The organism is Pseudomonas sp. FW305-3-2-15-C-LB1 (assembly GCF_058787615.1).
The window spans coordinates 107281-119348 of the sequence record NZ_JBYSZX010000017.1 but is presented as its reverse complement, the minus strand read 5'-3'; the positions used below and the strand labels follow the sequence as shown (position 1 = coordinate 119348).

The 12068-nt window shown below is 61.4% G+C and carries 7 protein-coding genes; 6 read left to right on the top strand and 1 reads right to left on the bottom strand.

The genetic code is table 11. The features are described 5' to 3' along the window. The first annotated feature begins 149 nt into the window (after window positions 1–149). The 4 genes from AC3WP7_RS25425 to AC3WP7_RS25410 all read left to right on the top strand — a co-directional run bounded on the left by AC3WP7_RS25425 (window position 150) and on the right by AC3WP7_RS25410 (window position 7522). Window positions 150–4403: a dermonecrotic toxin domain-containing protein gene (locus AC3WP7_RS25425; RefSeq protein ID WP_102592934.1), complete on the top strand. Its 4254-nt coding sequence runs from the start codon at window positions 150–152 to the stop codon at window positions 4401–4403. Window positions 4404–4488: 85 nt separating this feature from the next. Then, window positions 4489–5046 carry a helix-turn-helix domain-containing protein gene (locus AC3WP7_RS25420; protein WP_102592935.1) on the top strand — a complete coding sequence of 186 codons (558 nt, stop codon included), beginning with the start codon at window positions 4489–4491 and terminating at the stop codon, window positions 5044–5046. A gap of 11 nt (window positions 5047–5057) precedes the next feature. Further along, window positions 5058–6404, top strand: coding sequence for a glutamine synthetase family protein (locus tag AC3WP7_RS25415; protein WP_092249714.1), 1347 nt, complete (start codon window positions 5058–5060; stop codon window positions 6402–6404). A gap of 20 nt (window positions 6405–6424) precedes the next feature. Beyond that, a complete protein-coding gene (locus AC3WP7_RS25410) occupies window positions 6425–7522 on the top strand; it encodes a DNA alkylation repair protein (protein ID WP_092249711.1) in 1098 nt (365 codons plus the stop codon). A 37-nt stretch (window positions 7523–7559) separates the two neighbouring features. On the opposite strand, the gene AC3WP7_RS25405 is transcribed toward AC3WP7_RS25410, so the two are convergent. Next, window positions 7560–8453: a LysR family transcriptional regulator gene (locus tag AC3WP7_RS25405; RefSeq protein ID WP_093127226.1), complete on the bottom strand. Its 894-nt coding sequence runs from the start codon at window positions 8451–8453 to the stop codon at window positions 7560–7562. A 130-nt stretch (window positions 8454–8583) separates the two neighbouring features. On the opposite strand from AC3WP7_RS25405, the gene AC3WP7_RS25400 reads away from it, so the two are divergent. Both AC3WP7_RS25400 and AC3WP7_RS25395 read left to right on the top strand, forming a co-directional pair. Further along, window positions 8584–10230, top strand: coding sequence for a GMC family oxidoreductase (locus tag AC3WP7_RS25400; RefSeq protein WP_093127223.1), 1647 nt, complete (start codon window positions 8584–8586; stop codon window positions 10228–10230). 65 nt (window positions 10231–10295) lie between these two features. Continuing rightward, window positions 10296–11918, top strand: a complete 1623-nt coding sequence (locus AC3WP7_RS25395) for an MFS transporter (RefSeq protein WP_092249702.1) — start codon at window positions 10296–10298, stop codon at window positions 11916–11918. The last annotated feature ends 150 nt before the right edge of the window (window positions 11919–12068 follow it).

Genomic DNA, 12068 nt, shown 5'->3' with positions numbered 1-12068 from the left:
AGGCCAACCTGGTGAGAATTAGGGCCTGCCTGACGGCAGGCCGTTACCGGCCCGCACACAAAAAATCTGACAGTCCCTACCTGAGTAGCGCACGGCGTGCCCGCGCCAGCACCACCATGGCCGCTCACCTTTCTTTGCAGGTAATTGCCATGGGATACAGCAACGCCCTATCCAGCCCGATGCTCACCACTTTGCACACACGCGACAGCCGCCGGGAAACGCGCCTGACCGAAAAAATCCAGACGCTGAATGCCCAAATCAACGAGCAGTTCCAACGACAACCCACCTTCCGCAGCTTTGTGCAGGACGCGTTCAATCAATCGTTCAACACACTGGCCACGCCCCTCGACCTGACCAAGACATTCCTCAGGATCGACCCCGTGCCCACAGCTCATGGAGCAAACACGACCACCACCGCACGGCAGGACGCATCCACCCCGTTACTACCCACCCTCCTGGATGCGGTCGTGGAACGCCTGGTAACCCGAAAGTCCGCCCACTATGCCGGGCAACCGACCCATTTCCACCTGACCAGCGACGGCCGTGACGACGGTGCCGTACAGGGTCTTACCCCGCAAGCATTCGACCGTTTTCTCGACACCTTCACCAGCACCCTGGCCGTGGGCTTCAAGACCTATGTGGAGCACTTCTGGAACGCCCCCATCGGCCCCCACGATACGCAGACCTGCAAGCAATGGCTGGCCGAGAAACGCCTGGACGTAATGAGGGCCGAAGCGGAACTGTTGAAGCTTGATGGCGTGCTCGATGTAGCGAGCGAGTTGCTGCTCCTGCGCGTCATGGGCTACCCGGATGCCGCATCCCGTCGTGCCTTGAACGGCTATCGTCCCTGTGCCTACGGGCTGGCGGTCAAGGACAAATTGTCCCGGGATATCCCGCTGTATGGCGCATTCGTGCTCACGGCCCGTGACCAGGACGATGACCAGGTACACCGCGCGGTTGAGGAGCCGCCACCGCAGGTGCGTGACATCACACCCCAGGCCAATGTCGGCAGCGTCTTGCTGTTTCTGCCGAACAGCGGCTTCGAAGCCTTCGATTCGCTGGCAAGCCTCGATCGCGAATTGCATCGTCGACTCAACGACCCCCAAGCGTTCACCGATATTCTGGGCCTGATGGGCGAAAACGACCGGGCGAGCGGCCTGGCGTTTCATCAACAACAGATCGCCAGCGGTCAATTTCGCTACATCGAGCGGCTGGAATCGATCTTCCTCTATAGCCAGGACTCACTGCATGAACGGACGCAAGCGGACTTCACCTGGATGGTCGCTCACTACCAGCGTCAGGCCGCAACGCTGGATGCCTGGCTCTTGCCGGCAAGTCTCGACAGGGTGACCGATTTCACCCGCGCATTCGACGTCGGTGGGGTATTGATAGCCCGGCACACCAAGAAACTGCGGCGCCAACTCCAGCAGTTTCTCAAGGAAGCAAGCCGTGACGACCAGCAGACCTGGGCGCATGCGGTGAAGGACTACACCGATGAATTACAAGGCCTGACCGTGTCGGAAGGGCTGCCTTCGTTGTCCCAATTCAGTGATCCCTCCGTATTGCTGTCCTACAGCAATGAACAACTGCGCCAGCGACTTATCGACGACCACAGCCTGGCGGTCGACCCCGACACCCTCATCATCCACACCAAAACCTATGCGCTTCGGCCTACCGGCAGTTATGTGCCCGGCGGCAAGCCGCATCCATCTGAGCCAGGCACGCCGGTCTACACGCAGCGCGCACTCAGCCTGACGGAGTTGGCGCTTGAAAACGTCGAATGGCTGGATCTCAACTTCACCCACTTTTCGCGGCTGACGGACACCGAACAGAAACCTTACTCCGCCTTGACGATGCAGCAAATCAAAGACCTGGTGCGCAGCGTCAACATTGGCAACAGCTACGAGCAATTCCTGAAAAAGCGCCTGATCAGTTCCGACGAAGCGCAAGCCGAGCAAGATCGTTACGTCCGGTGCATGGCCCTGCAACTGCGGGTGGACGCCATCGAAGCGAAAATCGCCGGTGACTTCCTGCCGGACCGCCTGGACCGCGGCTACAAGTGGGTGATGAGCGCCCTCGCCGGGCCTGTCGATGACGACAAGCGCCCTACCGTCGAAGAACACCGGATCATGGTCAGCCGCCTGAAGCTGCGCGGTGAACGCGTTCGTGGCGTCCTGGTGTTTTCCACTGCGACGCAGAGTGTCGCGTCACTAGTGGTGTATACCCCTGGTGCCGCCAATGGGCGGTTGTTTCACGAGTACGCCGACGCATCGGCCATGCACCGCGACTTCATCAATCATGCGGCGTGGCGTGACTACTTGACCGCCCGCGTAGAACTCAGCGCACGCCCGCGTATCCAGCGCCTGCTCAAAGGCGGCGCCAACGAGACAGTGATCGCCTTGAGCCGCATCGCCGATCATTTTCTTGAAGAGGCCTACCAGGCAGAAGCGTCGGCGGTGATCAATGACGCGAATGCACAGTCGACCAGCACCCAGGAGGCCAATCTCGAGAGCGCGACGACCGTCCTCACCGCGGCCCTGGACTTCGCGACCCTGTTTTTCCCGGTGAAGGTGATGTTGCCTATCGGTCTGTCCAGAAGTCTGCTGTCGATCATCAATGCCGTGGAAGCCGCACAGCTCGGCGACCGTGCGGCCGCCGCTGGGTACGTCGTGCGTGCCTTGGGTGAGATGGTCGGGGCCGTGCTGGATGGCGTCATGGGGGCTGCGCGCGTCACGCCCACAGGTACTGCCATAGGTCGCGGCCGTGCGATCAACCCAATGCTGGCATTAAGGAAGAAGCCGGAAGGCATCTCCCCCCTGGCGGGCTGGGCGGGTCAGCAGATTTACGTGCAAGACACTGTGACGCCGGGCACCTATGAGGCGCCCCGGCATTTTCTGCTGGAGAACAAGCGTTGGTATTCGATCCGCCGGGATAACGATGCGCAAGTCTGGCGGCTGAGGGACCCACGGCGGGCGCCCAGCGCTTATAAAGGCGACCCGCTTTACCGCACCGCACAAGGTGTGTGGGAAATACGCTCTCCGTACCTGGGCTTGCGCGGTGGAAACTCTTACCCGACCCAGCCCGAAAGAGCCTTGATAGACCTCTTCCCGCATTTGGATCAGCAGCAGGCCCGACGGGTATTCGAGTCATTCGATTTTCCCGTGAACCGCGTGCTGGAACATCAAATGCAAACGGTGCTGCACCTCAGGCTGGCGCCAGACCAGCTCGATACAAGCTTCACCTACCTGCGCATTTCCCAGGAGCGCTTCTGGGCACGTTTGAGAGGCACAGACCTGCCGGGCTCACACGCGGCCGGCACAATCGACCCCGCGCCCGGCCCGCACCGGCCGCCCGCGCCGCCCACGGTCACCCAACGCCCGGCCGCCGAGCGCTTCCTGGAGTGGGGGCAAGCCTTTGAACACCAGGCAATGACCGCCGTACCGGGACGCCCGGGCATCTGGCGGCGGAGCAACGCCACCCCCAGCCACGCGTTACGGGACTACATCAAGATCGGCGAGCATTACTACGCGATTCTGCCCGGCGATACCGTCGTCGCCGTACAAGGCGCCAAGACCGTCATTACACCGACAAACCGACCGCACTCGACGTTCGCGCAGTTCGAAGATGTCCTCGCGAATGCCAACCTGGAACAACCCAGAATCGTGGAATACAACGCTCAACTGGATAACTGGCTCGTGGTCCCCCAAGTGCCCTTTCCCCGTCCCCTTACCCGGCATATGAGCCAGATGTTCCCTCTTTTCACCCCGCACACGCTGGGGCAACTGAGCCAGCGCCTGTTCGACCGGGCCAACCCATTGGGGTTGAACGCGAATGGCTTCGCTCACTTGATCAAGAACGTGCATGACTGGAGGGCCTGGACGAAGGGCGTTGATGCGGCACTGACTGAGCAAAGCGCGGTGTTGGCGAGCGACCCGCTGGCGCTGATGCCTACGTTGTCCAGGGGACTGAGCCCGTTCGAATGGTCATTGGACGTTTCCAATCAATTCGAACTGATACGGTTCAACACCGAGGGCCTGCGACCCACCTTGATGGCCAACCTGCTGGAACGCACTACCAACACCAACACCAAGATGCTGATGAAAGAGCTGCTGGTGGGCAGTCACTATGAAGTCTTCGACTCTGCGTTCAACACCGAGCTGGTCTTCCGTCGACCCGGCCAACCGACCGTGTATTGGATGACGCTGCGCAACACGGACGCCCGGGTCCTTTCATCGCGCAAATACAACCCTGAGGTTCCCACTTCCGCCAACCTGCGCAAACAGCAGGCGCCGATGAGCGATATGCTTGTCCAGGCACGCAACACAGGCAACCTGCAGCTGCTGATCGGTGGTGTGCAACGCAGCGGCCAGGCGCAGGTATCACCTTTCATCTTCCGACCCTGAGCACCGCGAGTGGATGGAGACAAAGCGGCTTGTCTGCGTGAAATAATTCCTGTAATTTTTCATGAAATTATTTGAAATTAATTTCATGACGCCTCAAGAAGAACTTGCAACCCTTGCCGCGCTGATCCATGACCTGCGCAAGCACAAGGAGCTCACCCTCGCCCAACTCGCACAGAAAATCGAGCGTTCGGTGGGCTTCCTGTCCCAGGTCGAGCGCGGCCTGTCACGCCCGACCGTGGCCGACTTGACCGCCATCAGCCACGCCCTCGGGGTACCTACCACGTACTTCTACAGCCAGCCCAGACCCAAGGCCGTGGACTGGATCACCCGCCCGAACGAGCGGCGCACGGTGTATTACGCTAACGGCATCACCGACATCCTCGTTTCGCCAAGCATGAACGGCGCCTTCTCGATGCTCGACAGCCTGCTGGCCCCCGGTGCCAACAGCGGTGAACAGACCATGAGCGACCGCGCCGAACAAGCCGGGTTTGTGCTGGAGGGCGAGTTGACGTTGTGGGTGGAAGGTGAAGCCGGCTCAGTCACCCTCGGTCCTGGCGACAGCTTTCACCTGGCCAGCTTCGCTCACTGCCGTTACGCCAACCTCACCGATCTGCCCGCCCGCGTGTTGTGGGTTTACAACTAGGAGCAACACCCGTGAAAAGTCATGCCTCCACGTTACTGGCCGAAGTACGGACCTTTCGCCAGAACCATCCGGACGTGCGTTATGTCGACCTGATCGCCCTGGACATTCCCGGGCACTTCTACGGCAAGCGCTACCCTATCGAGATGCTGGAAAAAGTCGCCGCCGGCAGCCCGTTGAAGCTGCCACAGAACGCCGTGTTGCTGGGGGCTCAGGGCGGATTGTTCAAGATTGGCGACTACTGCTTCAACGACGGCGACCCGGATGCCAACCGCCGCCTGGTGCCGGGCACGCTCAAGCCGGTGAGCTGGGAGTCGCAGCCGCTGGGCCAGATGCTGATCACCTCGGACGGCACCGAGGCGCCCATCGAGTTCGAACCGCGCGAAGTGCTGGCCAAGGTGCTGGAACGCCTGCAACACAAGGGCATTCACCCGGTGGTGGCGTTTGAACTGGAGTTCTACCTGTTCGACAAGAAACTCGACAACGGCCTGCCGCAATTTGCCCGCGACCCGCTGAGCGATGATGCCGACGACCAGCCCAACCTGCATATCGAACGGCTGTCGCGCTTCAGCGAAGTACTGGATGACATGGCGCAAACCGCCAAGGACCAGGGCATCGATATCACCGTGATCACCGCCGAGATCGGCCCCGGCCAGTTCGAAATCAACTTCGGCCACCTCGACGATGGGATGCGCGCTGCCGACTGGGCCGCCCTGTTCTGCCGCAGTACCCGTGGCGTGGCATTGAAACACGGCTACCGCGCCAGCTTCATGGCCAAGCCCTACCTGCAATTCCCCGGCAGTGGCATGCACGTGCATGTCAGCCTCTATGATGGCGCGGGTAACAATTTGCTGGCGGCACACCAGCAGCAACCACTGCGTCATGCCGTGGCCGGCTGCCTGGAATTGCTGCCGCACTGCATGCCGATCTTCTCACCCAACCACAATGCCTTCCGCCGCCTGGGCGGTACGGTCAACGCCGCCACCCGCGCCAGCTGGGGCTTTGAAGACCGCGACGCGTGCGTGCGCATCCCCGAATCCGACCCGCGCAACCTGCGTATCGAACATCGCCTGGCCAGTGCCGACGCCAACCCGTACCTGGTGCTGGCGGCGATCCTGGTCGGCCTGGAACACGGTCTTGAAGCCAGGCGCGAACCCATCGCCCCGCTGAATGAAGACCGCAGCAGCGGCAGCGACTTCCCCCTGGAAATGCTCGACGCCGTGCGTGCCATGCAGCATCACGCGGTATTGCGCGATAAGCTGGGCGCCGAATTTGTCGACGTGTACTGCGAAAACAAGCGTCAGGATCACTTGGCCTTCCAGCAAGAGATCCATGCGCGGGAATATCGCTGGTTTCTTTAATATCACTCACGGAATCATCGATGACCGACCAAAGCGCCCCGGCCCTCAAGGAAATCTTCAACGTCGAACGCCTGCAACACATCGCCAGCGAGATGACGGCGGTGTACCCGGCGTTCGACGCCAAGGGGTTCCTCAAGCACGCCAAGGCCGGGCTGGCCGAATTGTCGGTGATGCAGCGCATGGCGCGGGTCAGCGAGAGCCTGCATGCGGTGATCCCGCTGGATTACCCGCAAACGCTGAAGCTGCTCTACGCCCTGGCCCCGCGCCTGAACAGTTCGTTTGTCAGCCTGTTCCTGCCGCACTTCGTGGCGAGCTACGGGCGGGATGATTTCAAGCGTTCAATGGCCGCGCTCAAGTACTTCACGACGTTTGGCTCCGCCGAATTCGCGATCCGCCATTTTCTACTGCACGACTTCCCGCGCACGTTGGCGGTGATGCACGAATGGTCGCTGGATACCAACGAACACGTGCGCCGCCTGGCCAGCGAAGGTTCGCGGCCGCGCTTGCCCTGGTCGTTCCGCCTGGCCGAAGTACAGGCCAACCCCGAACTGTGTGCGTCGATCCTCGACAACCTCAAGGCAGACACCAGCCTGTACGTGCGCAAGTCGGTGGCCAACCACCTCAACGACATCACCAAGGACCACCCGGAGTGGGTGCTCAGCCTGATCGAAGGTTGGAATCTGGATAACCCTCACACCGCCTGGATCGCCCGCCACGCGCTGCGCAGCCTGATCAAGCAAGGCAACACGCGTGCGCTGACGATCATGGGGGCCGGGGCCAGGGCCGACGTGAAGATCCACCATCTGCAAGTGACGCCGGCGGTGATCAACCTGGGAGAGCGGATCAATCTGTCCTTCACCCTGGAATCCACCGCCACAGCCCCACAGAAGCTGGTGGTGGACTACGCCATCGACTATGTGAAAAGCGCCGGCCACAGTGCAAACAAGGTATTCAAACTCAAGGCGTTCAGCCTGGGTGCCGGGGAACAGCAGCACATTCGGCGCGAACAGCACATTCGCGACATGACAACCCGCAAGCATTACCCTGGGCGGCATGTGGTGCATGTGTGGGTGAATGGGGAAAGGCTGGGCAGTGCCGAGTTTGAGTTGCGTGCCTGACGGGGTTCAATGACTCCACGGTATCGATCCGGTTTCTTCAGTTGGCTTCGCCCAGCAACAAGCCTTGCTCACGCGCGCACAACTCCACCACGTAATCCCACAACACCCGCAGCCGCACTGACTTGTGCAATTCCCGGCGCGAGCTGATCCAGTAGCTGCGCTGGATCCCCTCCCCCGGCAGCAACGGCACCAGGTCCGGGTCGCCGGCGGCCATGAAGCACGGTAATACCGCAATCCCCAAACCGGAGCGCGCCGCCTGATGCTGGGCGATCACGCTGGTGCTGTGGAACACCACCTTGGGGTTGCGGCAGAAGCTGCTGAGGAATTTGAGTTCCTGGCTGAACAGCAGGTCGTCGACATAATCGATCCAGGCGTGTGCTGCAAGGTCTTCGCGCTTTTCAATCGGCGGGTTGCGCGCCAGGTAGGCGCGACTGGCATAGAGGGCCAGGCGGTAGTCGGTAAGTTTGCGCGTGACCAGTTGATCGACGCTCGGCCGCTCGAGGTGGATGCTGATTTCCGCTTCGCGGTTGAGGATGCTGACAAAGCGCGGCACCGCCACCAGCTCCACTTCCAACCCGGGGTAGCGCTCGAACAGCCCGCCCATGCGGCTGGCCAGGAACATCACGCCCAGGCCTTCGGCCACACCCAGGCGGATCTTGCCCAGGGGCGCGGCAGCATGAGTCAGCTCGTCTTCGGCCAGCAGTGCGACGTTTTCCATGGCCTCGGCATGTTTTAGCAGGGCCTCGCCGGCGGGGGTCAGTTCGTAGCCCTGGGCATGCTGCACGAATAGCGCGGTGCCGAGACTTTTCTCGATCGCCTCGATATGCCGGGCCACAGTGGCATGGGTGGTTTTCAGGCGTTGCGCGGCGGTGAGCAAGCGACCGCTGCGCTGCAACTCGAGAAAGTACCGCAGGTCATTCCAGTCGAACATGACGCCTCCATTGCCTATCCCTGGGCTACGCTGTTTAAAAACGCACAGCAGCTGGGTAAAAACTAACATTTTTAAGACGAAAACTAACAACTAGGATGGGGCCAATAAGAAAAACAAGCGAGACCTTCAGATGCCCATTGCAACTGCTGAATACGATTACATCGTCGTAGGCGCCGGCCCAGCGGGCTGCCTGCTGGCCAATCGACTGTCCGCCAACCCCGCCCACCGCGTGCTGCTGCTCGAAGCCGGTGGCCGCGACAATTACCCCTGGATCCATATCCCCGTCGGCTACCTGTTCTGCATCGGCAACCCACGCACCGACTGGTGCTTCAAGACCGAAGCCCAGGAAGGCCTGCAAGGCCGTGCGCTGAGTTATCCACGGGGCAAGGTGCTGGGCGGCTGCTCCTCCATCAACGGCATGATCTACATGCGTGGCCAGGCCCAGGACTACGACGGCTGGGCGGCCGCAGGTAATGAAGGTTGGGCGTGGAAGGACGTGCTGCCGCTGTTCAAGCAGAGCGAAAACCACTTTGCCGGCGGCTCGGAATTTCACAGCGACGGCGGTGAATGGCGGGTCGAGCAGCAGCGTCTGCACTGGCCGATCCTCGATGCATTCCGCGATGCGGCGGCGCAGAGCGGCATCGCCAACATCAACGATTTCAACCAGGGCGATAACGAAGGCTGCGGCTACTTCCAGGTCAACCAGAAGGCTGGCGTTCGCTGGAATGCGGCCAAGGCGTTTCTCAAGCCGGTACGCCAGCGCCCCAACCTCACCGTGCTGACCGAAGTGGAAGTGGACCGCGTGCTCCTGGAAAACGGCCGTGCCTGCCAAGTGGTCGGGCGTCAACAGGGCCAACAAGTGAGCTGGAAAGCGCGCCAGGAGATTGTGCTATGCGCCGGCTCCGTCGGTTCGCCGGGCATCCTGCAACGCTCGGGAATTGGCCCGTCGAATGTGCTCAAACCGTTGGGCATCAATGTACTGCATGAACTGCCCGGCGTCGGCGGCAACCTCCAGGACCACCTGCAACTGCGGCTGATCTACAAACTGGAAAACGCCCGCACCCTCAACCAGATCGCCGGCACCCTGTGGGGCAAGATGGGCATGGGCCTGCGCTACCTCTACGACCGCAGCGGCCCGCTGTCGATGGCGCCCAGTCAACTGGGTGCGTTTGCGCGCTCGGGTCCGGAACAGACCTCGGCCAACCTGGAATACCACGTGCAACCGCTTTCCCTGGAGCGTTTCGGCGAACCGTTGCACGGGTTCCCGGCGTTTACCGCTTCGGTCTGCGACTTGCGTCCGCAGAGCCGGGGCCGTATCGACATCCGCTCGGCCAACCCGGCGGACGCACCGCTGATCCGCCCCAACTACCTCAGCCATCCGGAAGACCTGCGCGTGGCCGCCGATGCGATCCGCCTGACGCGCCGCATCGTCGCCGCACCGGCCCTGAGCCAGTTCAAACCGGTGGAGTATCTGCCGGGCGATTCGCTGCAGACCGAAGCGCAATTGCACGAAGCCGCCGCACGCATCGGAACGACGATCTTCCACCCGGTCGGCACCTGCCGCATGGGCAACGATAAAGACGCAGTGGTCGACGCCCAACTGCGGGTGCACGGCGTGCCCGGCTTGCGCATCGCCGACGCTTCGATCATGCCGCGCATCACCTCTGGCAATACCTGCTCACCCACGCTGATGATCGCGGAGAAGGCCGCGCAGCTGATCCTTTCGCCGAATACAAGGAGTCTCGCCCCGGAGAAAGAACTGGTTCATGCAATCTGAATAGCGGCGCCGAACCTGGCGCCGACAGTGGAACAACAATAAATAATCACTGTGAGGGCTACCCGATGTCAGAACATGCTCAAACCCTGGGCTCGCCGGTCGACGCGAGCACCAGCAACGACTCAAAGAAAGTCATCTTCGCCTCGTCCCTGGGGACGGTGTTCGAGTGGTATGACTTTTTCCTCTACGGCGCCCTGGCGGCGGTGATCAGCAAGCAGTTCTTCGCCGGGGTCAACGACACCACGGCATTCATCTTTGCCCTGATGGCCTTTGCGGCCGGCTTTGTAGTGCGGCCCTTCGGTGCGCTGGTGTTTGGACGGTTGGGCGACATGATCGGGCGCAAGTACACCTTTTTGGTCACCATCATTCTGATGGGCGTGGCGACCTTCTGTGTCGGGTTGCTGCCAACCTACGCCAGCATCGGCATCGCAGCGCCGATCATCCTGATCGTACTGCGCATGCTGCAGGGCCTGGCGCTGGGCGGCGAATACGGCGGCGCCGCAACCTACGTGGCCGAGCACGCACCGGCCGGCAAGCGCGGCTTCCATACCAGCTGGATTCAATCCACGGCGACCATCGGCCTGCTGCTGTCGCTGCTGGTGGTGCTGGCCTGCCGTTACTTCACCGGTGACCAGTTCGAAGTCTGGGGCTGGCGCATTCCGTTCCTGTTCTCCATCGTGCTGCTGGGCATTTCCACCTGGATCCGCATGAGCCTGCACGAGTCGCCCGCGTTCCTGAAAATGAAAGAGGAAGGCAAGGCCAGCAAGGCGCCGATCCGTGAGTCCTTCGGCAAATGGGAAAACCTCAAGGTGGTGCTGATCGCGCTGTTCAGCATCAACGGCGGGCAAGCGGTGACCTTCTACGCGGCGCAGTTCTACGTGCTGTTCTTCCTCACGCAGTTCCTGAAGATGGACCCGGCCCTGGCCAACATGCTGTTGATCATCAGCGTGGTGATCGGTGCACCGTTCTTTATCTTCTTCGGCTGGCTGTCGGACAAGGTCGGGCGCAAGCCGGTGCTGATGCTCGGCCTGCTGCTGGCCACCGTGCTGTATTTCCCGATCTTCAAGAGCCTGGCGCATTACACCAACCCGGCGATGGACCAGGCCAGCAACCAGGCGCCGATCACCGTGATGGCCGACCCGGCCACCTGCACCTTCCAGTTCGACCCGGTGGGCAAGGCGAAATTTGACAGCCCGTGCGACAAGGTCAAGACCTTCCTGGTCAAGCAAGGCCTGCCCTACAGCAGCGTCGCCGCCCCCGCCGGCAGCCCCGTGCAAGTGAGCGTGGGCGAAGTACGTATCGACGGTTTTGACGAAAAAGCCCTGCGTGGCGCGGTGACCCTGGCCGGCTATCCGTCTTCGGCGGACGTGGCCCAGGTCAACAAGACCATGGTGGTGGTGCTGATCGTGGCGCTGATCCTGATTGCCGCGATGTGCTACGGCCCGCTGGCAGCGCTGATGGTGGAGCTATTCCCGACGCGTATCCGCTACACCTCGATGTCCCTGCCCTACCACATCGGTAACGGCTGGTTTGGCGGGTTCCTGCCGACCGTATCGTTTGCCCTGGTGGTGTACACCGGCGATATCTTCTACGGCCTGTGGTACCCGGTGGTGGTGACCGGGGTGAGTTTGATCGTGGGGATGGTCTGCCTTAAAGAGACCCGTCACGTGGATATCGATAACAACTGACCCGATCTCCTGAGCACAGAAGATCCGCTGTGGGAGGGGGCAAGCCCCCTCCCACATTTGCCTTTAGGCGCCTACACATAAATTGCTGTACATCCATACAGATAATGATTGATCAATGCGCGCTGACTGAGCATCCTGCACAGCATCAAC

Coding starts and splice junctions, on each gene's coding strand:
- AC3WP7_RS25425 (WP_102592934.1), top strand. CDS start 150: ATGGGATACAGCAACGCCCTATCCAGCCCGATGCTCACCACTTTGCAC.
- AC3WP7_RS25420 (WP_102592935.1), top strand. CDS start 4,489: ATGACGCCTCAAGAAGAACTTGCAACCCTTGCCGCGCTGATCCATGAC.
- AC3WP7_RS25410 (WP_092249711.1), top strand. CDS start 6,425: ATGACCGACCAAAGCGCCCCGGCCCTCAAGGAAATCTTCAACGTCGAA.
- AC3WP7_RS25405 (WP_093127226.1), bottom strand. CDS start 8,453: ATGTTCGACTGGAATGACCTGCGGTACTTTCTCGAGTTGCAGCGCAGC.
- AC3WP7_RS25400 (WP_093127223.1), top strand. CDS start 8,584: ATGCCCATTGCAACTGCTGAATACGATTACATCGTCGTAGGCGCCGGC.
- AC3WP7_RS25395 (WP_092249702.1), top strand. CDS start 10,296: ATGTCAGAACATGCTCAAACCCTGGGCTCGCCGGTCGACGCGAGCACC.